The 24,813-nt window shown below is 62.5% G+C and carries 22 protein-coding genes, 2 tRNA genes and 1 rRNA gene; 10 read left to right on the top strand and 15 right to left on the bottom strand.

Going from position 1 to position 24,813, the window contains the following annotated elements; genetic code table 11:
- Positions 1-128 precede the first annotated feature (128 nt).
- Positions 129-1,223: a redox-regulated ATPase YchF gene (gene ychF, locus PPGU16_RS14505; RefSeq protein WP_180720592.1), complete on the bottom strand. Its 1,095-nt coding sequence runs from the start codon at positions 1,221-1,223 to the stop codon at positions 129-131.
- A 420-nt stretch (positions 1,224-1,643) separates the two neighbouring features.
- On the opposite strand from ychF, the gene PPGU16_RS14500 reads away from it, so the two are divergent.
- The 4 genes from PPGU16_RS14500 (at position 1,644) to PPGU16_RS14485 (ending at position 6,384) form a co-directional block, all read left to right on the top strand.
- The gene (locus PPGU16_RS14500; protein WP_180720590.1) at positions 1,644-2,816 is read left to right on the top strand and encodes a UbiH/UbiF family hydroxylase; all 1,173 of its coding nucleotides are present in this window, start codon (positions 1,644-1,646) and stop codon (positions 2,814-2,816) included.
- Between the two features lie 211 nt (positions 2,817-3,027).
- Positions 3,028-3,753 carry a DsbC family protein gene (locus tag PPGU16_RS14495; RefSeq protein ID WP_180720589.1) on the top strand — a complete coding sequence of 242 codons (726 nt, stop codon included), beginning with the start codon at positions 3,028-3,030 and terminating at the stop codon, positions 3,751-3,753.
- Between the two features lie 85 nt (positions 3,754-3,838).
- The gene (locus PPGU16_RS14490) at positions 3,839-5,632 is read left to right on the top strand and encodes a M61 family metallopeptidase (RefSeq protein WP_180720587.1); all 1,794 of its coding nucleotides are present in this window, start codon (positions 3,839-3,841) and stop codon (positions 5,630-5,632) included.
- Positions 5,633-5,787: 155 nt separating this feature from the next.
- A complete protein-coding gene (locus PPGU16_RS14485) occupies positions 5,788-6,384 on the top strand; it encodes an FMN-dependent NADH-azoreductase (RefSeq protein WP_180720585.1) in 597 nt (198 codons plus the stop codon).
- A 119-nt stretch (positions 6,385-6,503) separates the two neighbouring features.
- On the opposite strand, the gene PPGU16_RS14480 is transcribed toward PPGU16_RS14485, so the two are convergent.
- The 8 genes from PPGU16_RS14480 to rpe form a co-directional block, all read right to left on the bottom strand.
- A complete protein-coding gene (locus PPGU16_RS14480; protein WP_180720577.1) occupies positions 6,504-7,322 on the bottom strand; it encodes a uracil-DNA glycosylase in 819 nt (272 codons plus the stop codon).
- A 77-nt stretch (positions 7,323-7,399) separates the two neighbouring features.
- The gene (locus PPGU16_RS14475; RefSeq protein WP_180720575.1) at positions 7,400-8,035 is read right to left on the bottom strand and encodes a CYTH domain-containing protein; all 636 of its coding nucleotides are present in this window, start codon (positions 8,033-8,035) and stop codon (positions 7,400-7,402) included.
- Positions 8,036-8,065: 30 nt separating this feature from the next.
- Positions 8,066-8,851, bottom strand: coding sequence for an indole-3-glycerol phosphate synthase TrpC (gene trpC, locus PPGU16_RS14470; protein ID WP_180720574.1), 786 nt, complete (start codon positions 8,849-8,851; stop codon positions 8,066-8,068).
- Positions 8,852-8,862: 11 nt separating this feature from the next.
- Positions 8,863-9,891, bottom strand: coding sequence for an anthranilate phosphoribosyltransferase (gene trpD / locus PPGU16_RS14465; protein WP_180720573.1), 1,029 nt, complete (start codon positions 9,889-9,891; stop codon positions 8,863-8,865).
- A gap of 15 nt (positions 9,892-9,906) precedes the next feature.
- Positions 9,907-10,494: an aminodeoxychorismate/anthranilate synthase component II gene (locus tag PPGU16_RS14460; protein WP_180720572.1), complete on the bottom strand. Its 588-nt coding sequence runs from the start codon at positions 10,492-10,494 to the stop codon at positions 9,907-9,909.
- A 13-nt stretch (positions 10,495-10,507) separates the two neighbouring features.
- Positions 10,508-12,001: an anthranilate synthase component I gene (trpE, locus tag PPGU16_RS14455; RefSeq protein WP_180720571.1), complete on the bottom strand. Its 1,494-nt coding sequence runs from the start codon at positions 11,999-12,001 to the stop codon at positions 10,508-10,510.
- A 408-nt stretch (positions 12,002-12,409) separates the two neighbouring features.
- Positions 12,410-13,132: a phosphoglycolate phosphatase gene (locus PPGU16_RS14450; RefSeq protein ID WP_180720570.1), complete on the bottom strand. Its 723-nt coding sequence runs from the start codon at positions 13,130-13,132 to the stop codon at positions 12,410-12,412.
- A gap of 1 nt (position 13,133) precedes the next feature.
- On the bottom strand, positions 13,134-13,817 hold the full coding sequence (gene rpe / locus PPGU16_RS14445) for a ribulose-phosphate 3-epimerase (protein WP_180720569.1): 684 nt from the start codon (positions 13,815-13,817) through the stop codon (positions 13,134-13,136).
- A 254-nt stretch (positions 13,818-14,071) separates the two neighbouring features.
- Here rpe and apaG point away from each other — a divergent pair, with 254 nt between their 5' ends.
- Positions 14,072-14,446 (top strand): Co2+/Mg2+ efflux protein ApaG, encoded by a 375-nt coding sequence (apaG, locus tag PPGU16_RS14440; RefSeq protein WP_180720568.1) that lies wholly within the window; start codon positions 14,072-14,074, stop codon positions 14,444-14,446.
- Positions 14,447-14,481: 35 nt separating this feature from the next.
- Here apaG and PPGU16_RS14435 read toward each other — a convergent pair whose 3' ends face one another.
- Positions 14,482-14,655 carry a hypothetical protein gene (locus tag PPGU16_RS14435; RefSeq protein WP_180720567.1) on the bottom strand — a complete coding sequence of 58 codons (174 nt, stop codon included), beginning with the start codon at positions 14,653-14,655 and terminating at the stop codon, positions 14,482-14,484.
- Between PPGU16_RS14435 and mltA the strand changes: the two genes are divergently transcribed.
- Positions 14,576-15,808, top strand: coding sequence for a murein transglycosylase A (gene mltA, locus PPGU16_RS14430; protein WP_180720566.1), 1,233 nt, complete (start codon positions 14,576-14,578; stop codon positions 15,806-15,808). The genes PPGU16_RS14435 and mltA overlap by 80 nt on opposite strands.
- Positions 15,809-15,903: 95 nt before the next feature.
- On the opposite strand, the gene paaK is transcribed toward mltA, so the two are convergent.
- From paaK to paaN, 5 genes are all read right to left on the bottom strand, one after another.
- Positions 15,904-17,208 (bottom strand): phenylacetate--CoA ligase PaaK, encoded by a 1,305-nt coding sequence (gene paaK, locus PPGU16_RS14425; RefSeq protein ID WP_180720565.1) that lies wholly within the window; start codon positions 17,206-17,208, stop codon positions 15,904-15,906.
- A gap of 75 nt (positions 17,209-17,283) precedes the next feature.
- Positions 17,284-17,745 carry a hydroxyphenylacetyl-CoA thioesterase PaaI gene (paaI, locus tag PPGU16_RS14420; protein ID WP_180720564.1) on the bottom strand — a complete coding sequence of 154 codons (462 nt, stop codon included), beginning with the start codon at positions 17,743-17,745 and terminating at the stop codon, positions 17,284-17,286.
- Between the two features lies 1 nt (position 17,746).
- The gene (paaG, locus tag PPGU16_RS14415; RefSeq protein WP_180720563.1) at positions 17,747-18,538 is read right to left on the bottom strand and encodes a 2-(1,2-epoxy-1,2-dihydrophenyl)acetyl-CoA isomerase PaaG; all 792 of its coding nucleotides are present in this window, start codon (positions 18,536-18,538) and stop codon (positions 17,747-17,749) included.
- Positions 18,539-18,581: 43 nt separating this feature from the next.
- The gene (gene pcaF, locus PPGU16_RS14410; RefSeq protein WP_180720562.1) at positions 18,582-19,784 is read right to left on the bottom strand and encodes a 3-oxoadipyl-CoA thiolase; all 1,203 of its coding nucleotides are present in this window, start codon (positions 19,782-19,784) and stop codon (positions 18,582-18,584) included.
- A 140-nt stretch (positions 19,785-19,924) separates the two neighbouring features.
- On the bottom strand, positions 19,925-21,616 hold the full coding sequence (gene paaN / locus PPGU16_RS14405) for a phenylacetic acid degradation protein PaaN (protein ID WP_180720561.1): 1,692 nt from the start codon (positions 21,614-21,616) through the stop codon (positions 19,925-19,927).
- Between the two features lie 136 nt (positions 21,617-21,752).
- On the opposite strand from paaN, the gene PPGU16_RS14400 reads away from it, so the two are divergent.
- From PPGU16_RS14400 to PPGU16_RS14385, 4 genes are all read left to right on the top strand, one after another.
- A complete protein-coding gene (locus PPGU16_RS14400) occupies positions 21,753-22,529 on the top strand; it encodes an enoyl-CoA hydratase (RefSeq protein WP_180720560.1) in 777 nt (258 codons plus the stop codon).
- Positions 22,530-22,974: 445 nt separating this feature from the next.
- Positions 22,975-24,505: ribosomal RNA gene (locus tag PPGU16_RS14395) — 16S ribosomal RNA — on the top strand.
- A gap of 65 nt (positions 24,506-24,570) precedes the next feature.
- A tRNA-Ile gene (locus PPGU16_RS14390) sits at positions 24,571-24,647 on the top strand.
- A 62-nt stretch (positions 24,648-24,709) separates the two neighbouring features.
- Positions 24,710-24,785 (top strand) — tRNA-Ala (locus tag PPGU16_RS14385).
- Positions 24,786-24,813: the final 28 nt, after the last annotated feature.

Below are 24,813 nucleotides of genomic sequence, written 5' to 3'. Positions count from 1 at the left end.
AAGGGCGATTACCCGAAGCGTCGATGGGTGCGCATGCAACGAGGGCGAAAAAAAGCCGCGTCGATGCGCGGCTTTGGATGATTCGCGCGCCCCGCGCGAGGCGAGGGGACGCATTTGACAATCGTTCGTCAGACGTTGAACAAAAAGTTCATCACGTCGCCATCATGCACGATGTACTCCTTCCCTTCCGCGCGCATCTTGCCCGCTTCCTTCGCGCCTTGCTCACCCTTGTAAGCGATGTAATCGTCAAAGCCGATCGTCTGCGCGCGAATGAAGCCGCGTTCGAAGTCCGTGTGAATCGCGCCCGCTGCCTGCGGCGCGGTATCGCCGACGTGAATCGTCCACGCGCGCACTTCCTTCACGCCCGCCGTGAAGTACGTCTGCAGGCCGAGCAGCTTGAAGCCTGCGCGGATCACACGGTTCAGACCCGGCTCGTCCATGCCCATGTCGGCGAGGAACACTTCCTTGTCTTCATCGGCGAGATCGGCGATTTCCGCCTCGATTGCCGCGCATACGGCGACCACGGGCGCATTCTCCGTTTCCGCGTACTTGCGCACCGCGTCGAGGTGCGGGTTGTTCTCGAAGCCGTCTTCCTTGACGTTCGCGACGTACATGGCCGGCTTGGCCGTAATCAGGCAGAACGGCTTGATCAGCAGACGCTCTTCTTCCGTCAGATCCAGGCCACGAACCGGCTTCGCCTGATCCAGTTGCACGCGAACCTTTTCCAGCACGGCAGCGAGCTTCACCGCTTCCTTGTCGTTGCCGGACTTCGCGGCTTTCGCGTAGCGCGTGAGCGCCTTTTCGACCGTCGCGAGGTCGGCGAGCGCGAGTTCCGTGTTGATCACTTCGATATCCGAGACAGGATCGACCTTGCCCGCGACGTGAATCACGTTCTCGTCCTCGAAGCAGCGCACGACGTGCGTGATCGCGTCGGTTTCACGGATGTTCGCGAGAAACTGGTTGCCGAGGCCTTCGCCCTTGCTTGCGCCCGCCACCAGACCCGCGATGTCGACGAACTCGACGACAGCGGGCACGATGCGCTCCGGCTTGACGATACCGGCGAGTGCCGTCAGACGCGCATCCGGCACCTCGACCACGCCGACGTTCGGTTCGATGGTGCAGAACGGGTAATTTTCGGCGGCGATGCCCGCCTTGGTCAGCGCGTTGAACAGAGTGGACTTGCCGACGTTAGGCAGGCCGACGATGCCGCATTTGAGGCTCATGAAGGTTCTCTACAAATCAGGTGGTGACAGGCTTCGGCGAACGGAGTGCGGGCTCCATGTGGCGCGGCGCGATGCTGTCCGCAGCCCGCAAGTCCGCTCGCGCCAGGCACGTGCCAGAAGCACGCGCCGCAAACACGCGGCACAGGCGGACTGTCGTAAGACACCCGCCGCGATGCAAACGCGCGCCGGAGGTGCCGGATAACCGAAAACCGCAATTGTAACCCCGTCCGGCGGCGCATTCGCGGCGGCGGAGTCACAGTGGCGCGCGCCGTTCGTTACGCGAGCGCGCGCACAGGCAGTCCACAATCGACGCGACTTGTGCCCGATCTGCATCAATCACTGCTCAAACAAGGCCGAAACCGCGCGCAAAGCCTGTCCGGCCGATCCGTCCCCGGCACCCCTCGCGGCTATAATGGCCGGATGAATGCTCACCATCAGTCCTTCGACGTCGCCGTGATCGGCGGCGGGCTCGTCGGCAAGACGGCGGCGCTTGCGCTCACGCAAAGCGGCCTGCGCGTCGCATTGCTCGCGCAGCATTGTCAGCCGCTGCCCGCCGACGCCGTATTCGACTCGCGCGTCTACGCGCTGTCCGCGAGTTCGCAGGCGCTGCTCGAACGCCTGCGCGTCTGGCAGGCGCTCAATACCTCGCGGCTCGCGCCTGTCTACGACATGCGAGTCTACGGCGACGCCCACGCCGAACTGCATTTCTCGGCGTTCCAGGCATCGGTGCCGCAGCTCGCGTGGATCGCCGAATCGTCGCTGATCGAACAGGCGCTCGATGCGGCGCTGCGCTTCCAGCCCAATCTCACGTGGCTCGACACCCGCGCGCAGGGGCTCGACGTCAAGACGGGCGGCGCGACGATCGGTCTCGCGAACGGCAACGTGCTCGAAGCGGATCTCGTGGTCGGCGCGGACGGCGCGCATTCGTGGGTGCGCGCGCAGATCGGTTCGAAGGTGAAGCGGCGCGACTACCGGCAGACGGGCGTCGTCGCGAACTTCAAGGCCGGTCGCCCGCACGGCGAGACGGCGTATCAGTGGTTCCGCGACGGTGAGATCATCGCGCTGCTGCCGCTGCCGGACGGCCATGTGTCGCTGGTCTGGTCGGCGATGACCGATCACGCGAACACGCTCATCAAACTCGATCCGGCGCAACTCGCAGCGGAAGTCGAACGCGCGACGATGGGCGCGCTCGGCACGCTCGAATGCGTGACGCCCGCCCAAGGCTTTCCGCTCGCGCTGCAAACCGTCGACCGGCTGGTCTCGCCGCGCGTCGCGCTGGTCGGCGATGCCGCGCACCTGATTCACCCGCTCGCGGGGCAGGGCATGAATCTGGGCTTGCGCGACGTGGCGTCGCTGGTGGACGTGATTGTGAAGAAAGAGGCGTTCCGCGATATCGGCGATACGGTTCTGCTGCGCCGCTACGAGCGCTCGCGCAGCGAAGACATCCGCGCGCTGACCATTGCCACTGACGGCCTGCAGAAGCTGTTCGGGCTGCCGGGCAATATCGCGCGCGCGGTTCGCAACACGGGCATGGCATTCGTCGGCGCGCAACCGCTGGTCAAGCGCTGGCTGGTCTCGGCGGCGCTCGGCTGAATAACGGGCCAGGCGGAACGGCACGGCGGCGCGCACGTCTGACAGGATCGAACGCAAGGCATACCATCTGCGCAACAGCGCCCGATACACCCGACGCCCATCGTTGCAAAAGGGAACACCCCGGTACACGCGGAAACCCGCACGGAACTTGAACACAGGCGCAGACGAGCGGCAAACGGGCCGTGCGCCGAATCGAATCAGGAGCAGCAGCATGAAGAAACGTATCCGTATCGCCGCGCTGGCGCTGGCCGTCGCGACCATCGGCCTCGGCTGTTCGGCGCAGGCCGACCAGACCACCGACAAGCTCAAGTCGACGCTGCAATCGCGTCTGAGCGAAGCGACGATCAAGAGCGTGTCGAAGTCGCCGATCGACGGGCTTTATGAGGTGAATCTCGGCTCGCAGATCGTCTACAGCGACGCGACGGGCGATCACCTGATTCTCGGCGACATGATCGACGCGAAGACGCGCAAGAATCTCACGGAAGCGCGTCTGTCCGAAACCAACCGCATCGATTTCGCGAGCCTGCCGTTCGCGAACGCGGTGAAAGTGGTGAAGGGCAACGGCAGCCGCAAGATCGCTGTGTTCTCCGATCCGAACTGCCCGTACTGCAAGCAGCTCGAAACAACGCTGAAGTCGATGGACAACATCACCGTCTACACGTTCCTGTATCCGGTGCTGTCGCCGGATTCGACGGTGAAGTCGAAGTCGATCTGGTGTTCGTCGGACCGTGCGAAGGCATGGGAAGCCTGGATGCAGGATCACCGCGCGCCGACCGCTGCGGGCACCTGCGACACAGCCGCGATCGACAAGAACCTCGCGCTCGGACAGTCGATGAACGTCAGCGGCACGCCCACCGTGTTCCTCGCCGATGGCCGCCGCCTGCCGGGCGCCGTGCCGGCGGACGAGCTGGACAAGGCGTTGTCGTCGGTGCGCTGAGCTGCGTCCATCGTCTGAAGATGTTTGAAAGGAGGCGCGCAGCGCCTCTTGTCGTTTCTTCCCGAGTTTTCACACACGAGCGCCGATGAAGCCGATCCGCTACACCATCGTTCCGAAGCAACCCGCCGCCCATCTCTTCGAAGTGACCGTGACCGTCGCCGAGCCCGATCCGTCGGGCCAGCGCTTCATGCTGCCCGTGTGGATTCCCGGCAGCTACATGGTCCGCGAGTTCGCGCGCAACATCGTCACGCTGCGCGCCTTCAACGACGCGGGCCGCAAGGTGCGGCTCGAAAAGACCGACAAGCACACGTGGCAAGCCGCGCCCGTCAAGGGCGCGCTGACGCTGCGCTACGAGGTCTACGCATGGGACATGTCGGTGCGCGCTGCGCATCTCGACGACACAACGGGCTTCTTCAACGGAACGAGCGTGTTTCTGTCGCCGCTCGGTTTCGAGGACGCGCCGTGCGTCGTCGATATCCAGAAGCCTGTCGGTCCGCAGTTCCGCAACTGGCGCGTCGCGACGGCGCTGACGGAAGCGCGCGGCACGAAGCGCTACGCCTTTGGCGAGTACAGCGCGCAGAACTACGACGAACTGATCGATCATCCCGTCACGCTCGGTGAATTCGCACTCGGAACGTTCAAGGCGCATGGCGTGCCGCACGACATCGTGATCGCCGGGCGCGTGATCGGGCTGGACATGGCGCGGCTGTCGGCGGATCTGAAGCGCGTGTGCGAAGCGCAGATCGCGATGTTCGAGCCGCGCTCGAAAAAGGCGCCGATGGACCGCTATGTCTTCATGACGCAAGCCGTCACCGATGGCTACGGCGGTCTGGAGCATCGCGCATCGACGGCGCTGATCTGCAATCGGGCGGATTTGCCCGTCGAAGGCCGCGACGAGACGACGGACGGTTATCGCACGTATCTCGGCTTGTGCAGCCACGAATACTTCCACACGTGGAACGTGAAGCGCATCAAGCCCGCCGTGTTCGCGCCGTACGATCTGACGCAGGAAAACTACACGTCGCTGCTGTGGCTGTTCGAAGGTTTCACGTCGTACTACGACGACCTGGTGCTCGTGCGCAGCGGCCTGATCAAGGAAACCGACTACTTCACGCTGCTCGGCAAGACGATCGGCGGTGTGCTGCGCGGCAGCGGGCGCCTGAAGCAGACGGTCGCCGAAAGCTCGTTCGACGCCTGGGTCAAGTACTACCGTCAGGACGAAAACGCTGCGAATGCGATCGTCAGCTATTACACGAAGGGCTCGCTGGTCGCGCTCGCGTTCGATCTGACGATTCGCGAGCAAACGCAGAATCGCAAATCGCTCGACGACGTGATGCGCCTCTTGTGGCAGCGCTACGGACGCGACTTCTTCCATGGCAAGGGGCAGGGTATCGAGGAAGCCGACGTGGAAGCGCTGTTCGCCGAGGCGACGGGCGCGGACCTGTCCGAGCTGTTCGCGGAAGGCGTCCGCGGCACGCGCGATCTGCCGCTCGACACGCTGCTGGCATCGTTCGGCGTGACGCTCGAGGCGGACGTCGATCCGAAGGGCAAGCCGTCGCTCGGCGCCCGTATGCGCGGCGGCGCGGACTGCACAGTGGCGGCCGTTCATGACGGCAGCGCGGCGCAGAAGGCCGGTCTGTCGGCGGGCGACGTGTTGATCGCTGTCGACGGCCTGCGCGTGACGGGCTCGAATCTCGACGCGCTGCTGTCGCGCTACCAGCCGGGCGCGAAGGTCGAGGTGCACGCGTTCCGGCGCGACGAGCTGCGCGTCGCGCAGGTCAAGCTGGACGGACCGGAAGTCTCGCGCTACAAGCTCGCCGCGAATGACAAGCGTGCGGCGGCCGTGACGGCGCGCAAACGCTGGCTGGGCGGCAAGTAAGCGGGCGCCGAACCGCCCGCGCGGCAAGGTTCCCGGCGGCGGATTGTTCTACCACTGCAACAATCCTTCGCTGCCGCGCTACTTTTTCCCGGGCGGGTAAAAAAACACAATGGCTCCACTCGCGCAACACAGCGCGCCCCTCACTGGAGTCACAGATGACCACGATCCTGCAAATCAACTCGTCGGCTCGCTCGCAAGGCGCTCAATCGACGCTGCTCGCTAACGAACTGACGGCAAAGCTGCAACAATCGAACCCGGGCGCGCAAGTCGTCGTCCGCAGTCTGCACGAAGACGCACTGCCGCACCTCGACGACGAGATTCTCGGCGCGTTCTTCACGCCGGCTGAGCAGCGCACGGCTGAACAGCAAGCGATCGCAGCACGCAGCGAAGCGCTGATCGCCGAACTGCAAGCCGCCGACATCGTCGTGATCGGCGCGCCGCTGTACAACTTCGGCATCACCTCGCAACTGAAGACGTACTTCGATTTCATCGCGCGCGCTGGCATCACGTTCAAGTACGGCGCGAACGGTCCGGAAGGCCTCGTGAAGGGCAAGAAGGTGTTCGTGGTCTCGGCACGCGGCGGCAAGTACGTCGGCACGCCGGGCGACACGCAGACGCCGTACATCACGACGTTCCTCGGCTTCCTCGGCATGACGGACGTGAACTTCATCTACGCCGAAGGCCTGGCAATGGGCCCGGACGCAGCGAACGCGGCACTGGCCGGTGCGCGCGAAGCGATCGCCGCTGCGTAAGCGAACCAGGGTTCGTCAGCGCGATGTGGTGATCGACCGCGTCGCGCGGACAAACGAAAAACGCCACGGAACACAATTCCGTGGCGTTTTCTTTTGGCTCTCAGGTGAAGTAGAGCGCTTCAGGCGAATACTTCGCCCGTTTCCGGCAAACGCCAGTCGATGGGCTGGCGGCCATGTGCTTCGAGAAATTCATTGGCCAGCGCGAAATGCCGGCAGCCGAGAAACCCGCGATGAGCCGACAGCGGCGACGGGTGCGGCGCTTCCAGCACGCAGTGCGATTTGCCGCCGAGCAGCACGCGCTTGGCCTGCGCGTGCGCACCCCACAGCATGAACACGAGTCCGTCGTGACGCATCGCGAGTTCGTGGATCAACGTGTCGGTGCACTTTTCCCAGCCGCGCTTCGCGTGACTCGCGGCGTGGTCGCGCTCGACGGTCAGCACCGTGTTGAGCAACAGCACGCCCTGTCGCGCCCATGCATCGAGACAGCCGTGCTGCGGCGCTTCGTGGCCCAGGCTCGCGGCGATCTCCTTGAAGATGTTGCGCAGCGACGGCGGCGGCCGCACCGAAGGCGGCACCGAAAATGCGAGACCGTGCGCCTGCGGCATGCCGCGGTCTTCGCCGTGATACGGGTCCTGGCCGAGAATCACGACCTTGACGTCGTCGGGACTGGTGAGTCGCAGCGCGCGGAAGACATCGGTGGGATAGACGGTCTTGCCGGACGCACGCTCGCCGTCGACGAAACGGCACAGCGGCGTGTACGTCTCGCTATCGATAAACGGTTTGAGGTGCGCGCGCCAGGCGGGCGGAAGGGCGTCGAATTGGGATTCGAGCGTCTGGTTTTCGGCGGCGGGAGAGGGCGGCGCGGCGGCGCGGGTGTCGTCGTCGGTGAAGAGCGACGGCTGCGTCGGCGGAGTGCGGGAACGTTTAGCGGAATTCATGGCGGGCTAGTGTGGCAGCAAACGCGCGCGCGCTCAAGGTTCTGCGCGCGTGCTTGCGTGTTTGCTGTTTTCGCCGTTTATTGCGAGCCGCTTTCGCGCAGACGATAACCGCGCTGCGCCTTGCTGACGTCATCCGGGCGCAAGCCGTGCACGGCTTGCGCCAGTTCCGCCGACAACGCGTTCAGCGCACCCGCGTCACCATGCTTCAGCTCCAGTTCGATCTCGCAGATCGGCGCGCGGCGCGTTTCGCCGTTCACGTCCGCCACAATTTCACCCTGATCGATGGCCGCCTCGATGTCGGCGCCGTCGATGCTCACGTGCCAGAGGGTCCGCGAAAAGTTCGTGCTGAACAGCGGAATCAGATCGTCCCGCGCGCTGCACAACGCTTCCTTCGACGGTTCGTCGTCACAGGCTGCGAGCAGCGCGTCGATCTCGAGCGCGTTGCCCTTGATGGGCATTTCCCACTCGTGCCGGCTGTGCAAGCCGCCACTCGACGTGCCCACCGTCTTGTACGTCTGCAGCCAGCCATCCGGCGTGCGGCGCACGCGCACCGCGCTTTTCGCGCGCGCGAGCGTCAGCGCCGGCGTGTCGTAATAGCTGTTTTCGAGCGTGATCGAGCGACCCTTGCCACCGGCGCGTTGAATCAACCATTGCGTCGCGGCGCCGACCTGACTGGTCGGCAGCGACAGCTTGATCTCGTGTTCCATGCCCATCGCGCGGCTCGCTCTATAACGTGGTGAGAATCAGAAGAACATCCGCGCAAGCTCCACGCCCGGCTCTTCAGCGCGCATGAACGCCTCGCCGACGAGGAACGAGTTCACGTCCATCGCGCGCATCCGCTCGACGTCGCCGCGCGACATGATGCCCGACTCGGTCACGACGATACGGTCGTCCGGCATCATGTCGAGCAGGCCGAGCGTGGTATCGATCGACGTTTCGAACGTGCGCAGATTGCGGTTGTTCACGCCCATCAGCGGTGTCTTCAGCGTGAGCGCGTCGACCAGTTCGTCCTTGTCGTGGACCTCGACGAGCACCGCGAGGCCGAGCGAGTGCGCGTACGCTTCGAGGTCCTGCATCTGCGAGAGTTCGAGGGCCGCGACGATCAGCAGGATCGCGTCGGCGCCCATCGCCCGCGCTTCGAGAATCTGATACGGATCGACGATGAAATCCTTGCGCAGAACGGGCAGTTCGCACGCGGCGCGCGCCTCTTCCAGATACTTCGCGCTGCCCTGGAAGAACTGCACGTCGGTCAGCACGGACAGACACGCCGCGCCGTGCTTCGCGTACGAACGCGCAATCTCCGACGGTACGAAGTTGTCGCGCAGCACGCCTTTCGACGGGCTCGCCTTCTTGACCTCGGCGATCACGGCCGCGAGACCCGCCTCGTGCTTCGCGCGAATCGCGCCGACGAAATCACGCAGATCGCGCGACGATGCCTGCAGGCGCAATTCTTCGAGCGGCGCGCTTTGCTGCGCGGCGCGCACTTCTTCGCGCTTGACGTCGATGATGCGGTCGAGAATATCGCTCATGTGAAATCCGTTTATTTCTTGAACTGTTGCGTGAAGCGGACCAGGTCGTCGACCTTCGCGCGTGCCTTGCCGCTCGCGATTGCTTCGCGGGCCAGCCCGATGCCGTCTGCGATGGACGCTACGACGTTCGCCGCGTACAGCGCGGTGCCCGCGTTCAGCGTGACGATTTCGCGCGCGACGCCCGGCTTGTTGTCGAGTGCTTCGAGCAGCAACACTTTCGATTCCGTCGCATCCGCGACTTTCAGCGTCCGGTTCGACACCATCTGCATGCCGAAGTCCTCGGGGTGAATCTCGTACTCGCGCACCTTGCCGTCGCGCAGTTCGCCGACCAGCGTCGCGGCGCCGAGCGACACTTCATCCATGCCGTCCATACCATACACGACCAGCACATGGTTTGCGCCGAGACGCTCCATCACGCGAACCTGAATGCCGACGAGGTCCGGGTGAAACACGCCCTGCAACTGGTTCGGCGCACCGGCCGGATTCGTCAGCGGACCGAGGATGTTGAAGATGGTCCGCACGCCCAGTTCGCGGCGCACGGGCGCGATGTTTTTCATCGCCGGGTGATGGTTCGGCGCGAACATGAAGCCCATGCCCGTTTCGGCAATCGACGCGGCGACCTGTTCAGGCTGCAGATCGATATTGACGCCGAGCGCTTCGAGCACGTCCGCGCTGCCCGACTTGCTCGACACGCCGCGATTGCCGTGCTTCGCGACCTTCGCGCCTGCCGCCGCCGTGACGAACATCGTCGCGGTCGAGATATTGAACGTGTGCGATCCGTCGCCGCCCGTGCCGACGATATCGACGAAGTTCGAGTTGTCCTGCACTTCAACGTGACGTGCGAACTCACGCATCACCGTGGCAGCTGCGGTGATCTCGCCGATCGTCTCTTTTTTGACGCGCAGCCCCGTGATGATCGCGGCCGCCATCACGGGCGACATGTCGCCGCGCATGATGAGGCGCATCAGGTGCAGCATTTCGTCGTGGAAAATCTCGCGATGCTCGATCGTGCGTTGCAGCGCTTCCTGGGCCGTAATCATTTTGATGTCTCCTTGTTAGGCGCTACGCGCCACGGCCTTCGACTGCTTCACGAAGTTTTCGAGTAACGCATGGCCGTGTTCCGACAGGATCGATTCCGGATGGAACTGCACGCCTTCGACAGGCAGCGTCTTGTGACGCACGCCCATGATTTCGCCGTCCGGGGTCCACGCGGATACTTCGAGGCAATCGGGCAACGATTCGCGCTCGATCGCGAGCGAGTGATAGCGCGTGACGGTGAAGTGCTTCGGCAGGTCGGCGAATACGCCTTTGCAGTCGGTTTCGATCTGGCTTACCTTGCCGTGCATGATGGTCTGCGCGCGCACTACGCGGCCGCCGAACGCTTCGCCGATCGCCTGATGGCCGAGGCACACGCCGAGAATTGGATACTTGCCGGAAAATTCGCGCAGCACATCGAGCGTGATGCCCGCGTGTTGCGGATTGCTCGGTCCCGGCGAAAGGCAGATGCGCTCGGGATTGAGCTTCGCGATTTCGTCGAGCGTGATTTCGTCGTTGCGATAAGTCCGCACGTCTTCGCCGAGTTCGCCGAAGTACTGGACCAGGTTATAGGTGAACGAGTCGTAGTTGTCGATCATCAGCAGCATGGTCTGTCTCCCGTCAGAAATCGCTATCGAGGCCGTCTTGCACTTGCTCGGCGGCGCGCATCACCGCGCGCGCCTTGTTCTCGGTCTCTTGCCATTCGGATTCGGGCACCGAGTCGGCGACCACGCCTGCTGCCGCCTGCACATACAGATTGCCGTTGCAGATCACGCCCGTGCGGATGGTGATTGCGAGGTCCATTTCGCCCGTGAACGACAGGTAGCCGACTGCGCCGCCATACAGGCCGCGCTTCACGGGTTCGAGTTCGTCGATCAGTTCCATCGCGCGAACCTTCGGCGCGCCCGACAGCGTGCCCGCCGGGAACGTCGCGCGCAACACGTCGAAGTTGGTCATGCCCGGCTTCAGCGTACCTTCGACAGAACTGACGATATGCTGCACGTGCGAGTACTTTTCGATCACCATCTTGTCGGTCACCGACACCGAGCCGATCTGCGCGATACGGCCCACGTCGTTGCGCGCGAGGTCGATCAGCATCACGTGTTCGGCGATTTCTTTCGGGTCGTTCAGCAGTTCGGTTGCGAGTTCGGCATCGCGCTCGGGCGTGTTGCCGCGCGGACGCGTACCGGCCAGCGGACGGATCGTAACGATGCGGTCTTCGTTGCGTTTTTCCTGACGCACCAGAATTTCCGGCGACGCACCGACCACATGGAACTCGCCGAAGTTGTAGTAGTACATATACGGCGATGGATTCAGCGAGCGCAGCGCACGGTAAAGCGACAGCGGATTGTCGCGATACGGTTTCGTCAGGCGCTGGCCGACCTGCACTTGCATCAGTTCGCCCGCGGCGATGTATTCCTTCGCCTTGCGCACGGCGGCGAGGTAATCGTCTTTCTTGAACTCGCGGAAAATTTCGGTGCGCACACTCGCCGACGTGACAGGCGGCTGCACCGTCGTACGCAGGCGCTGCTTCAGTTCGCGCAGGCGCTGCTTGGCGCGCGTGTATGCCTCGGGCGTGGTCGGATCGGCGTAGATCACGAGGTACAGCTTGCCCGCGAGGTTGTCGATGACGGCGACTTCTTCCGTCAGCAGGAGCTGGATGTCGGGCAGGTTCAGATCGTCGGGCGGGGCCGTGTGTGCGAGCTTTTTCTCGATGTAGCGCACGGCGTCGTAGCCGAAATAGCCCGCAAGACCGCCCGCGAAACGCGGCAAGCCCGGACGGAGCGCGACCTTGAAGCGGTTCTGGAACTGCTGGATGAATTCGAGCGGGTCGCTCTCATGCGTCTCGACGACTTTGCCGTCTTTCACGACTTCTGTGACGCCGTTGCTCGTGCGGATCAGCGTGCGCGCCGGCAGGCCGATGAACGAGTAGCGGCCGAAGCGTTCGCCGCCCACCACCGATTCGAGCAGAAACGAGTTCGCGCCGTTGCGCTCGGTTTGCGCGAGCTTGAGATACAGCGAGAGCGGCGTTTCGAGGTCGGCCAGCGCTTCGGCGATCAGCGGGATGCGATTGAAGCCCTCGTTCGCGAGGGACTGAAATTCGAGTTCGGTCATGTTCCGATCCTGTTCGTGCGTCCGTGCGCGACTAGCGTCGGACAAAGCGGGGGCTGCGTTACCGGTCGAATGTGCTCGTCACAGGTTGGGAGACCGGCGCGCGCTTTCCCGAACGCATGCACGGCTTCACAGCACGACGATAGTACGCAAGGTACACGACGGCTAGCTGAAACTCAGTGCAGCGGTAGCGTGCCGGTCAAACCGGCGTTTCGGGAAAAGCGCGTGAGCGCAGCGAAGTAAAAAACGGGTGCCAAAGACGAGCTTCAGCGTACCTCGGGCGAGGTATCAGCGCGACCAGCGACGCCAGGGCCAGGCTCCCCGGTCGATCGTGCTCAGACTCCGTTTTTTATTCAGAAACATGAGAGAAGACTTTGTTAAGTCGATGAATGGGTGTTGCTTGATTGACGCTTATTGTACTGCATTGTGCGCTGCGATCGCCTTGGCGGCGCCCAACAGCGACACAACTATACCATCGGATTTTATGGTTTGAACAGATTCGCCGTGATTGTAGCCATACGGGACGGTCAGCGTCGCCATGCCGGCGGCGCGGCCCGCGAACGCATCGTTCTGCGAATCGCCGATCGCGACGGCCTCATTGGGCGACACGCCGAGCGCTTTGCAGGCGGTGAGCATGGGCAGCGGATCGGGCTTTTTCGCCGCGACGCTGTCGCCGCCCAGCACCACGCCGAAGTAGCGCAGCAGCCCGTGATGCTCGAGCAGTTGCGTCGCGAAGCGATGCGGCTTGTTGGTCACGCACGCAAGCGCGAGGCCCGCGTCGCGCAACGCGATCAGGCCGGCTTCGACATCGGGATAGAGCCGTGTGTGCAAGCCGTTGATCTTGGCGTACTCCTCCTGGTAGATCGCGAGCGCCTCGTCGAAGCGCGACTGCGCCAGCTCGGCTTCGAAGCGCGGCGCGAGCACGCTGCGGATCAGATGCTCGGAGCCCTTGCCGACGTAGTCCATCACTTCTTCGCGTGAGGTTTCTTCGGCGTCGAACTGGGCGAGCATGCCGTTCAGGGAAGCGGTGAAGTCGTCGGCGGTATCGACCATCGTGCCGTCGAGATCGACGATCGCGGCGCGAATCTTCCCGGCCGTGAAGGCGGGAGCGGGGTAACGAGGCGTCGTTTCCATGTCAGTGCCCAACGGATGCCAGCGCGCCGCGCATCTTGTCGATGATCGTCTTGTAGTCCGGATGGCCGAAGATCGCCGAGCCGGCCACGAAGGTATCCGCGCCTGCCGCCGCAATTTCCGCGATGTTGTCGACTTTCACGCCGCCGTCGACTTCGAGATGAATCTCGCGGCCGGTCTTTTCCTTGTACGCATCGATTTTCGCGCGTGCTTCGCGCAGCTTGTTCAGCGCCTCGGGGATGAACGACTGCCCGCCGAAACCCGGATTCACCGACATGATCAGCACGAGGTCTACCTTGTCCATCACGTGATCGAGATAGTTCAGCGGCGTGGCGGGATTGAACACGAGGCCCGCCTTGCAACCGTGGTCGCGGATCAGCGACAGCGTGCGGTCGATGTGATCCGAGCCTTCCGGGTGGAAGCTGATCACGTTCGCGCCGGCCTTTGCGAAGTCGGGCACGATACGGTCGACGGGGCGTACCATCAGATGCACGTCGATGGGCACCTGCACGTGCGGGCGGATCGCCTCGCACACGAGCGGGCCAATCGTCAGGTTCGGCACGTAGTGGTTGTCCATCACGTCGAAGTGAATCCAGTCGGCGCCCGCGGCGACGACGTTGCGGACTTCTTCGCCGAGCCGCGCGAAGTCGGCGGACAGAATGCTGGGAGCGATGCGGAATTGAGTCATGGCGTGGGGTGGGCGGGAGACGGAAAACCGCTATTTTAGCGCCGGCCGGCGCGCCGCGGCCTTCGAGGCGGCATGGCTCTCCTCACCTTCCGACCTCTTGTCCAACTGGCCGATGCGGTTGCGGGCGTGCGCTGCATCAAGCAGAATGCCAAACCATGTCAACGTCTGTGCCGGCGCGCCGCTATTCACGCCGAGCCGCCTGCACACGGCCTTGTGCAGATAGATTGCGCGCTTTGCTCACCATCGGAATCAGCATGAGTCAGTACGAATTCAGCGTGTCCTCCCAGGTCCGGTACATCGCCGAGGAGTCGGACCCGGAGCATCGGAAATACGCTTTCGCTTACACGCTCACCATCCGCAATACAGGCCAGGCCACCGCGCAACTGATCGCGCGTCACTGGGTCATTACGGATAGCGAAAATCGCGTTCAGGAAGTGAAAGGACTGGGTGTGGTCGGGCATCAGCCTTTGCTGAAGCCGGGCGAGCAGTTCGAGTACACGAGCTACGCCGTGATCGCGACGCCCGTCGGGACGATGCGCGGCGAGTATTTTTGCGTGGCGGAGGACGGTGAGCGCTGGGACGCGCCCGTGCCGGAATTCGTTCTGCGCATGCCGCGCACGCTGCATTGAACGCGCGTTGAACGTGAGACGCCGCGCGCTGTCAGTCAGCGACGCGGTTCCTGCCGCGACGGGACCTGTTTCGCGTCCTGCCTTTGGCGTGCGGCATTCTTTTTCTTGCCGGACGCTGTCCACACAACGATGAAAATCAGCAGGGAAAGCGCCAGGAGCGCCTCCAGCGCGAAGATGAGCATCGGATATTCGTCGAGCAGATCAGACATGGCAGTTTCCATCGAGAACAATCATTGTATGCGCTTTGCCCGCCGGGCCGCGGCCTGGGCGGGAGCGCTGTCGCTTGCCGTATTGCTTGCATCGTGCGGCGGCGGTGGCGCGGTGCGGCCGTCCGTTTCGCCGCCGACGGGCGCCGCGATCATACCCGGTCAGATCGCCGCCCAGCGGCTGACCCCCGTCGCGTGGCGGCAGGTGCCGGGATGGCAGGACGATTCGCTGATCGGCGCTGCTGCGGCGCTGCGTCAGAACTGCGTGCGCCTTGCCACCCAGCCGACCTGGCGGCGCGCGTGTGCAGCTGCGCTGATGCTCGACGACCTGGACGTGGCGAGTGCGCGCACTTTCTTCGAAACCTACTTCACGCCGTTTCAGTTCTCGAACACCGACGGCACGCTCGACGGACTCGTGACAGGCTACTACGAGCCGCTGCTGCGAGGTTCGCGCGTTCGGCATGGCGTGTATCAGACGGCCTTGTACCGTTGGCCTTCGGCATACCGCCCCGGTTCTCCGATGCCGGCGCGTGCGCAGCTCGAGCGTTCGGGCGCGCTGAACGGCAATGAACTCGTGTGGGTCGACGATCCCATCGAGGCTTTCTTCCTTCAGGTGCAAGGCTCGGGTCGCATCGTGATGGAAGACGGTAGCGTGATGCGCGTCGGCTTTGGCGGGACGAACAATCAGCCGTACAAGTCGATCGGCCGATGGTTGCTCGATCGCGGCGAACTGACGCCGTCGCAGGCGACCATGCAAGGTATCAAGGCGTGGGCGCGCGCAAACCCGACGCGTGTCGATGCACTGCTCGACACGAATCCGCGCTTCGTGTTTTTCCGCGAGATGCCGTCGAGCGAGCCTGCGGCCGGCGGTGGTGCCGATGGTCCGATTGGCGCGCTTGGCGTGCCGCTTACGCCGGAGCGCTCGATTGCCGTCGATCCGGCGGCGATCCCGCTCGGTACGCCCGTCTTCCTGCAGACGACACGCCCGATGACCAATGCACCGATGAATCGTCTGGTGTTTGCGCAGGACACGGGTTCGGCGATCAAGGGCGGCGTGCGTGCGGACTACTTCTGGGGACTCGGCGATGAAGCGGGCGATCTGGCTGGGAAGATGAAGCAAGGCGGCCGGATGTGGCTGCTCCTGCCCAATTCGTGATGCCAGGCCCTGATCCTGAGTTCAGGCGATAGTCTGATCTGAACAGCCCGACGGTTTGTGTCACTGCCGTCGGGCTGTTTGCTTTTGTGCGCGCGTTACGCGCCTGCCTTGCGCTTGTCGATCACGCGACGCGCCTTACCCACCGAGCGCTCGATGCCGTTCACGCCAAGCAGTACCACGTTCGCCGTCACGCCAATCAGCGCCTTGATGTCATAGGCGAGCGCCTTCTTTGCAGTCTCTAGCGCGGTCGTGTCCGGCGCGGTCTCCGGGCACGGCTCGATGTTCAACGTCATCACGTCGAGCGGGCCCTCCCTCGTCAGCACGATCTGATAATGCGGCGCGAGCGCGTGCTGCTTCAGCAGCAGTTCTTCGATCTGCGTCGGGAAGACATTGACGCCGCGAATGATCATCATGTCGTCCGAGCGGCCGGTGATTTTTTCCATTCTGCGCATCGTGCGCGCGGTGCCGGGCAGCAGACGCGTGAGATCCCGCGTGCGGTAACGGATGATGGGCAGCGCTTCCTTCGTCAGCGAGGTGAACACAAGCTCGCCGAGTTCGCCGTCCGGCAACACTTCGCCCGTTTCGGGATCGATGATCTCGGGATAGAAGTGGTCTTCCCAGATCGTCGGGCCGTCTTTGGTTTCGACGCACTCGGACGCTACGCCCGGACCCATCACCTCGGACAAGCCGTAGATGTCCACGGCGTCGATGCCCATCCGTTCTTCGATCGCGCGCCGCATGTCGTTGGTCCAGGGCTCAGCGCCGAAGATGCCGATGCGCAGCGAGCAAGTCTTGGGATCGACACCCTGGCGCTCCAGTTCGTCGGCAATCGACAGCATGTAGCTCGGCGTCACCATGATGATGTCGGGACGGAAGTCCTGAATCAGCTGAACCTGCTTTTCGGTCTGACCGCCGCCGAACGGAATGACCGTAAGGCCCGCGCGTTCCGCGCCGTAATGCGCGCCGAGGCCGCCCGTGAACAGGCCATAGCCGTAGCTCACGTGGACCTTGTCGCCGCGCCGCGCGCCTGCCGCACGGATCGACCGTGCGACGAGGTTCGCCCAGGTATCGATGTCTCGCGCGGTATAGCCGACGACGGTCGGCTTGCCCGTCGTTCCCGATGACGCATGAATGCGCGAAATCTGATCTTGCGGTACGGCGAACAGACCAAATGGATAGTTGTCGCGCAGATCCTTTTTCGTCGTGAAGGGGAAGCGCGACAAGTCGGAAAGGGTCTTCAGCTCCGACGGATGCACACCCGCTTCGTCGAACTTGCGTCGATAGACAGGGGAGTTCTCATAGGCGTGAGCGAGCGACCACTTCAGTCGTTCGAGCTGTAGTGCAGCGAGTTCGTCGCGGCTCGCCTTTTCGATGGGATCGAGCGGGAGCGGGTTAGTCATCGAATGTCTCCTTACTTTCAGAATAGTATGCCGCGCGGAAGGCGACGCAATTACGTGAAGCTGTGACGTTCCCTGTCAGTCGTCGACGGGAATCACCGTGCCTTTGATTTGCGCGGACTTGCCGCGAAACATCGCAACGGTTTCGTTCGCGCGGTTCGTGACGCGAATGTCGTAGATGCCGTTGCGACCGCTCAATGTTTGCTCGACAGCTTCTGCAGTCAGGACGTCGCCGCCGCGCACGGGGCGCAAAAACTCGATTGAGCACCCCGCTGCGACGGTATTGATGTTGTACGAGTTGCAGGCGAACGCGAATGCCGAATCGGCCAGCGTGAACATCAGGCCGCCGTGACAGATCTGATGACCATTGAGAAAGTCCGGCCGTACGCTCATCTGAAGGCGCGCGTAGCCGGCGCGCACTTCGAGAATGTCGATGCCGAGCGCCTTGCTGCAGGCGTCGTTCGCATACATGGCTTCGGCCGTCGCGCGGGCGAGTTCGTCGGGCGTCATCGTGTTGCTCAGGTTGGGTTGCGTGGACATGTCAGCGGCCCTCGAAGCGCGGCGCGCGTTTTTCGATGAACGCACGGACCCCTTCTGCGTAGTCATGCGATGCGCCGAGGTCGCGCTGCATGTCACGTTCGAGATCGAGTTGCTGGTCGAGCGTTTGCGTTGCGCTCGACCGCATCGCCTGCTTGATGGCCGCAATCGCGCGCGTGGGCTGCTGCGCGAGTTGCGTGGCGAGCTGGGCTGCGGTGTTCTGCAGTTCGGCGTCTTCTACGGCCTTCCAGATGAGGCCCCAGCTTTCCGCCTTGTCGGCACTGAGCTTGTCGCCGGTGATCGCCAGTCCCAGCGCCCGGGCCATGCCCACGCGTTGCGGCAGGAACCACGTGCCGCCGGAATCCGGCACGAGCCCAATTTTTACGAAGGCCTGGATGAAGCTCGCCGAACGCGCGGCCAGCACGAGGTCGCAAGCGAGCGCGAGATTCGCGCCTGCGCCCGCGGCCGTGCCGTTCACGGCGGCGATGACGGGCAGTGGAAGGGCTTGCAACCGTCGGATCAGCGGATTGAAGTGCCGGTCGATCAGATCGCCGAGATCTGTCATGGCACCCGGCGTGAAATCGAGATCGGCCAGATCCTGTCCAGCGCAGAAGCCACGGCCGGCGCCTGTGAGTATGAGCGCGCGCGCGCCGGCGGCTTCTACTTCGTCGAGCGCCGCGTTCAATTCCTGATGCATGGCGCGCGTGAAGCTGTTCAGCTTGTCAGGACGGTTCAGCGTCACGGTCGCGACGCGGGTGGCAGCGTCGATGTCTACGCGGATCGCTTCATAGGTCATCGCTTGTCTCCTCGTCTCTATATGGTTTCGGAACTCGGGGCGATCAGACGCGCTCGATAGCGAGTGCGATGCCTTGCCCGACGCCGATGCACATCGTGCAAAGCGCGTAACGGCCATTGGTGCGTTCGAGTTGATGCAGCGCCGTCGTAATCAGGCGCGCGCCGGATGCGCCGAGCGGATGCCCCAGCGCGATCGCACCGCCATTGGGATTGACGCGCGGATCGTCATCGCGCAAACCGAGTTGACGCAGAACGGCCAGGCCTTGCGACGCAAACGCTTCGTTGAGTTCGATCACGTCGAACTGGTCGAGCGTCATATTGAGTTGCTTCAGCAGCTTCTGCGTGGCGGGGGCCGGGCCGATGCCCATGATGCGCGGTTCGACGCCGGCCGTTGCCATGCCGATCACGCGAGCGCGACGCCGCAGTCCGTATTGCGCTGCCGCTGCTTCACTTGCAATGAGAAGTGCGCACGCGCCGTCGTTGACGCCCGATGCGTTGCCTGCCGTCACCGAGCCGTCCGGCCGCACGACGCCCTTCAGTTTGCCGAGTGCTTCGAGCGACGTTTCACGCGGATGCTCGTCGAGCGTCACGCGGATCGGCTCGCCCTTCTTCTGCGGAATGTCGACGGGCACGATTTCCTGCGCGAGCGTACCGTCGCGTTGTGCGCGGGCCGCCTTCTCCTGACTGCGCATGGCGAACGCGTCCTGGTCGGCGCGGCTGACGTTGAAATCGACGGCGACGTTTTCTGCTGTCTCGGGCATCGAGTCGACGCCGTAGTCGCGCTTCATCTGTGCGTTGACGAAACGCCAGCCGATGGTCGTGTCGTAAATCTCCGATTGCCGCGAGAACGCCGATGTCGCCTTGCCCATCACGAACGGCGCGCGCGTCATGCTTTCGACGCCGCCCGCGATCAGCAGGTTTGCCTCGCCCGCCTTGATCGCGCGGGCTGCCGTGCCGACTGCATCCATGCCCGAGCCGCACAGCCGGTTGATCGTGCCGCCGGGCGCGTCTGTCGGCAAGCCGGCGAGCAGCGCCGACATGCGCGCCACATTGCGATTGTCTTCCCCGGCCTGATTGGCGCAGCCGTAGATCACGTCGTCGAGCGCGCGCCAGTCTACGCCGGGATTCCGTTCGATCAACGCTTCGATCGGGACGGCACCGAGGTCGTCGGCGCGGACGTCTTTCAATGCGCCGCCGTAGCGGCCGAAGGGAGTGCGAATCGCGTCACAGATAAATGCGTCGGTCATGTCGGGATTCCTGCAAGAGAACGGACCGGCAAGCGCGCCGGCCCTTGAACAGCATGTTAGTTCGACGTTTGGCGCACTTTCAGTCGGCCCGAAGGTATAGGCCAAAACGTCGGTCAAACGTCCTATATCGTTCTGCCGACTTACGCGGCGACGGCCTTCGGTTCAACATGAACCCGGCTTTGAACAACGCGGAAGCGATTCGCGACGAAGGCGGCGTCGGCGAGCGCCGCATTCGCAGCCGGATTAGCGCCCGTACCGTGGAAGTCCGAGAACGCTGCCGACTGATTGACGAAAACGCCGCCCGTCAGATTGATGGAGAGCGCGACGCCGCCAACAATCGAGGCTTCCGTGGCGGCCTCGATCACATTGTCGTCCGTGCTATAGACGGAGAGAGTGAGCGCGCCATGTTCGGCGGCGATGCGGCCGGCAAGTTCGAGCGACTGGACGGTCGAGTCGGTGGCGACCACAAAGGAAATCGGGCCGAACCATTCTTTGGTGAACTTTGCTTCGTCCGTCGCGGCATCGAGTTGGAGCACCAGCGGTGTACGTACGCGGGCGCCCGCGAACGTCGGATGCTCGAGCGACTGGCTGTCGGCGAGAACGTGTCCGAGCTTTCGAGCTTCGTCGATGCGTTGCTCAATGGCTTCGTTCTGGATCGCGCCCAGCAGTTCTACAGCGCGGGCCGGGTCCGAGCCGAGCTTCTGGACAGCACCGGCAATCGCGTCGGCGACGGCCTGGAAGGGGATCGTGCCTTCGGACGTGCGAATGCCGTCGCGTGGTACGTAGATGTTTTGCGGCGCCGTGCACATCTGGCCTGAATACAGTGCCAGCGAGAACGCGATGTTGCGCGCGGCAGCTTTGATGTCATCGACGGAGTCGATCACGATCTGGTTCACGCCGGCCTTTTCCGTGAACACTTGCGCCTGATGTGCGTTGCGCTCCAGCCACGTGCCGTTTTGCGTACTGCCCGTGAAGTCGATCAGTTTGATTTCCGGACGCTTGGCGAGGTTCTGAACGAGTTCGCCGTCGTTCGGTTCGGTCGCGAGCAAGGTCACGACGTTCGGGTCGAAGCCAGCGTCACGCAGCACGTCGCGGGCGACGCGCACGGTGATCGCGAGCGGCAGGATCGCACCCGGATGCGGCTTGACGATGACCGTGTTACCGGTTGCCAGGTCGGCGAACAGGCCGGGGTAACCATTCCACGTCGGGAACGTGCAGCACCCGAGGACGAGACCCGTGCCTCGCGGCACGATGTTGAAGCGCTTCTGCATCGCGAGCGGAGGATTCTTACCCTGCGGTTTTTCCCAATGGGCGTCGGCGGGAATCCGGCGCAACTGGTCCCAGGCGTAGGTGACGGCTTCGAGTGCGCGATCCTGCGCATGCGGACCGCCCGCCTGGAAAGCCATCATGAATGCCTGGCCAGTTGTGTGCATTACGCTGTAGCCGATCTCGAAGCTCATCCGGTTGAGGCGCGTGAGGATCTCGAGGCTCACGCCGGCCCAGGCTTTGGGACCTGCTTCGCGCCATGTCCGCTGGGCTTTGGCAGCAGCAGCAATCAGCGCATCAGGATCGGATTTGGGGTAGCGGATTCCGAGCGGAAAACCGAACGGCGATTGTTCCGCTGCCGTCATCTCGCCCGTGCTCGGCTGATCGAGTTCGAACGTTTTGTTCAGAAGAGCCTTGAACGCCGATTCGCCGTCCGCGTTCGCGGTTTCCCCGTACACTTTGGGACTCGGCATTTCAGAGAATGGGCTCCAGTAGCCGCGGGTTTCAATGGCGGCAAGGGCTTTCTGCAGCGTGTCTTCGTGCTTTGTAAAGAGTGGGTGGGTCATGGCGGGCAAGATGCTGACTGAACGTTAGAGGAAACCTTGTCGATTTATTGACCGACCGGTTGGTTGGTGAATGTTAGCATTATTGGGATGCAGCGCGAGCGTCTTGCGCCTGCTGGTAAACACTTAGGAGGAGTGCATGGGTTTCGAGAACATTCTGGTTGAGACACGTGGCCGCGTCGGCCTCATTACATTGAACCGTCCTAAGGCGCTTAACGCGCTCAATGACGCGCTAATGGATGAACTGGGCGAAGCATTGCGTGCGTTCGATTCGGATGAAGGCATCGGCGCCATTGTCATTACCGGAAGTGAGAAAGCATTTGCGGCGGGCGCGGATATCGGAATGATGTCGACTTACTCTTATATGGATGTCTATAAGGGCGACTACATCACGCGGAACTGGGAAGCTGTCCGATCAGTTCGCAAGCCGATCATTGCTGCCGTTGCCGGCTTCGCGCTGGGCGGCGGCTGCGAACTCGCAATGATGTGCGACATCATTCTTGCCGCTGACACCGCGAAATTCGGTCAGCCGGAAATCAAGCTCGGCATCATGCCCGGAGCTGGCGGCACGCAACGCTTACCGCGCGCGGTGTCGAAGGCGAAGGCGATGGATATGTGCCTGACCGCGCGATTCATGGATGCCGCAGAGGCGGAACGTTCCGGGCTTGTGTCGCGAGTGATCCCGGCGGCGAATCTGATCGACGAGGCAATTGCTGCGGCCGCGACAATCGCTGAGTTTCCAATGCAGGCGGTGATGATGGTGAAGGAGTCGGTCAATCGCGCGTATGAGACGACATTGGCCGAGGGCGTGCATTTCGAGCGTCGGCTGTTCCATTCGCTGTTCGCAACGGAAGACCAGAAAGAAGGGATGGCAGCTTTCGTTGAGAAGCGGAAACCGGTCTTTAAACACCGGTGATCGAATTGCTCAAAAAACCGCTTGCAACTGGCGAGGCAAGTGTCTAGAATTCCGGTCTTTCGCGCTGCGGCCAACGCGGCGCGAGGGAAACGAAGAAGGCCGGAAAGCCAGTATTGACGGGGCTTTCCAGTGGAGTCGACAGGTTGGGAAGTTAAAAAAACCGGTTGACGAAACGAAAAAGGTTCTTCATAATCTCGTTTCTCTGCTGCTGACGCAGCAACGCGGTGAAAGCAAGGCGCTTCCCGCGAATGTTCTTTAACAATCAACAGCCGATAAGTGTGGGTGCTCGATGGCGGCGCGCGGTGATCTTCGGATCACTGATATAGCGAAAGTAATCGAGTCTCACACAGAAGTAATTGAGGAAGGTTTGAGCAATCAGATCTTTCGTCAGTGATTTTGAGTGAGCGACCGGTTCTTAACGGAACCGAAAAACAGTAACAGGTTTGAACTGAAGAGTTTGATCCTGGCTCAGATTGAACGCTGGCGGCATGCCTTACACATGCAAGTCGGACGGCAGCGCGGGGGCAACCCTGGCGGCGAGTGGCGAACGGGTGAGTAATACATCGGAACGTGTCCTGGAGTGGGGGATAGCCCGGCGAAAGCCGGATTAATACCGCATACGCTCTATGGAGGAAAGCGGGGGATCTTCGGACCTCGCGCTCAAGGGGCGGCCGATGGCAGATTAGCTAGTTGGTGGGGTAAAGGCCTACCAAGGCGACGATCTGTAGCTGGTCTGAGAGGACGACCAGCCACACTGGGACTGAGACACGGCCCAGACTCCTACGGGAGGCAGCAGTGGGGAATTTTGGACAATGGGGGCAACCCTGATCCAGCAATGCCGCGTGTGTGAAGAAGGCCTTCGGGTTGTAAAGCACTTTTGTCCGGAAAGAAAACCTCCGTCCTAATACGGTGGGGGGATGACGGTACCGGAAGAATAAGCACCGGCTAACTACGTGCCAGCAGCCGCGGTAATACGTAGGGTGCAAGCGTTAATCGGAATTACTGGGCGTAAAGCGTGCGCAGGCGGTTCGCTAAGACCGATGTGAAATCCCCGGGCTTAACCTGGGAACTGCATTGGTGACTGGCGGGCTAGAGTATGGCAGAGGGGGGTAGAATTCCACGTGTAGCAGTGAAATGCGTAGAGATGTGGAGGAATACCGATGGCGAAGGCAGCCCCCTGGGCCAATACTGACGCTCATGCACGAAAGCGTGGGGAGCAAACAGGATTAGATACCCTGGTAGTCCACGCCCTAAACGATGTCAACTAGTTGTCGGGTCTTCATTGACTTGGTAACGAAGCTAACGCGTGAAGTTGACCGCCTGGGGAGTACGGTCGCAAGATTAAAACTCAAAGGAATTGACGGGGACCCGCACAAGCGGTGGATGATGTGGATTAATTCGATGCAACGCGAAAAACCTTACCTACCCTTGACATGTACGGAACCTTGCTGAGAGGTGAGGGTGCCCGAAAGGGAGCCGTAACACAGGTGCTGCATGGCTGTCGTCAGCTCGTGTCGTGAGATGTTGGGTTAAGTCCCGCAACGAGCGCAACCCTTGTCCCTAGTTGCTACGCAAGAGCACTCTAGGGAGACTGCCGGTGACAAACCGGAGGAAGGTGGGGATGACGTCAAGTCCTCATGGCCCTTATGGGTAGGGCTTCACACGTCATACAATGGTCGGAACAGAGGGTTGCCAAGCCGCGAGGTGGAGCCAATCCCAGAAAACCGATCGTAGTCCGGATCGCAGTCTGCAACTCGACTGCGTGAAGCTGGAATCGCTAGTAATCGCGGATCAGCATGCCGCGGTGAATACGTTCCCGGGTCTTGTACACACCGCCCGTCACACCATGGGAGTGGGTTTTACCAGAAGTGGCTAGTCTAACCGCAAGGAGGACGGTCACCACGGTAGGATTCATGACTGGGGTGAAGTCGTAACAAGGTAGCCGTATCGGAAGGTGCGGCTGGATCACCTCCTTTCCAGAGCTTCGCGTCTCAAAGTTGAGCGCTCACACTTGTCGGCTGTTAATTGAAGACAGGCTCAGGGGTCTGTAGCTCAGTCGGTTAGAGCACCGTCTTGATAAGGCGGGGGTCGATGGTTCGAATCCATCCAGACCCACCATTGCCTTGTCTGGTGTGGTTGCTGATGTAGCTGGCTGGATATGCCCTGTGCGCTGTATGACTGGGGGATTAGCTCAGCTGGGAGAGCACCTGCTTTGCAAGCAGGGGGTCGTCGGTTCGATCCCGTCATCCTCCACCAATTCCCAATGCCTAGCGTTCAGTGCGAA

The sequence above is a fragment of the Paraburkholderia largidicola genome (assembly GCF_013426895.1).
Classification (GTDB): domain Bacteria; phylum Pseudomonadota; class Gammaproteobacteria; order Burkholderiales; family Burkholderiaceae; genus Paraburkholderia; species Paraburkholderia largidicola.
Note: the sequence above shows the minus strand (reverse complement) of the source record. Positions and strands in the feature narration are given on the sequence as shown.

Excerpts from the sequence above, each read along its gene's own strand:
- ychF (WP_180720592.1), bottom strand. The coding sequence starts at position 1,223 with ATGAGCCTCAAATGCGGCATCGTCGGCCTGCCTAACGTCGGCAAGTCC.
- PPGU16_RS14500 (WP_180720590.1), top strand. The coding sequence starts at position 1,644 with ATGAATGCTCACCATCAGTCCTTCGACGTCGCCGTGATCGGCGGCGGG.
- PPGU16_RS14495 (WP_180720589.1), top strand. The coding sequence starts at position 3,028 with ATGAAGAAACGTATCCGTATCGCCGCGCTGGCGCTGGCCGTCGCGACC.
- PPGU16_RS14490 (WP_180720587.1), top strand. The coding sequence starts at position 3,839 with ATGAAGCCGATCCGCTACACCATCGTTCCGAAGCAACCCGCCGCCCAT.
- PPGU16_RS14485 (WP_180720585.1), top strand. The coding sequence starts at position 5,788 with ATGACCACGATCCTGCAAATCAACTCGTCGGCTCGCTCGCAAGGCGCT.
- PPGU16_RS14480 (WP_180720577.1), bottom strand. The coding sequence starts at position 7,322 with ATGAATTCCGCTAAACGTTCCCGCACTCCGCCGACGCAGCCGTCGCTC.
- PPGU16_RS14475 (WP_180720575.1), bottom strand. The coding sequence starts at position 8,035 with ATGGGCATGGAACACGAGATCAAGCTGTCGCTGCCGACCAGTCAGGTC.
- trpC (WP_180720574.1), bottom strand. The coding sequence starts at position 8,851 with ATGAGCGATATTCTCGACCGCATCATCGACGTCAAGCGCGAAGAAGTG.
- trpD (WP_180720573.1), bottom strand. The coding sequence starts at position 9,891 with ATGATTACGGCCCAGGAAGCGCTGCAACGCACGATCGAGCATCGCGAG.
- PPGU16_RS14460 (WP_180720572.1), bottom strand. The coding sequence starts at position 10,494 with ATGCTGCTGATGATCGACAACTACGACTCGTTCACCTATAACCTGGTC.
- trpE (WP_180720571.1), bottom strand. The coding sequence starts at position 12,001 with ATGACCGAACTCGAATTTCAGTCCCTCGCGAACGAGGGCTTCAATCGC.
- PPGU16_RS14450 (WP_180720570.1), bottom strand. The coding sequence starts at position 13,132 with ATGGAAACGACGCCTCGTTACCCCGCTCCCGCCTTCACGGCCGGGAAG.
- rpe (WP_180720569.1), bottom strand. The coding sequence starts at position 13,817 with ATGACTCAATTCCGCATCGCTCCCAGCATTCTGTCCGCCGACTTCGCG.
- apaG (WP_180720568.1), top strand. The coding sequence starts at position 14,072 with ATGAGTCAGTACGAATTCAGCGTGTCCTCCCAGGTCCGGTACATCGCC.
- mltA (WP_180720566.1), top strand. The coding sequence starts at position 14,576 with ATGAAAATCAGCAGGGAAAGCGCCAGGAGCGCCTCCAGCGCGAAGATG.
- PPGU16_RS14435 (WP_180720567.1), bottom strand. The coding sequence starts at position 14,655 with ATGTCTGATCTGCTCGACGAATATCCGATGCTCATCTTCGCGCTGGAG.
- paaK (WP_180720565.1), bottom strand. The coding sequence starts at position 17,208 with ATGACTAACCCGCTCCCGCTCGATCCCATCGAAAAGGCGAGCCGCGAC.
- paaI (WP_180720564.1), bottom strand. The coding sequence starts at position 17,745 with ATGTCCACGCAACCCAACCTGAGCAACACGATGACGCCCGACGAACTC.
- paaG (WP_180720563.1), bottom strand. The coding sequence starts at position 18,538 with ATGACCTATGAAGCGATCCGCGTAGACATCGACGCTGCCACCCGCGTC.
- pcaF (WP_180720562.1), bottom strand. The coding sequence starts at position 19,784 with ATGACCGACGCATTTATCTGTGACGCGATTCGCACTCCCTTCGGCCGC.
- paaN (WP_180720561.1), bottom strand. The coding sequence starts at position 21,616 with ATGACCCACCCACTCTTTACAAAGCACGAAGACACGCTGCAGAAAGCC.
- PPGU16_RS14400 (WP_180720560.1), top strand. The coding sequence starts at position 21,753 with ATGGGTTTCGAGAACATTCTGGTTGAGACACGTGGCCGCGTCGGCCTC.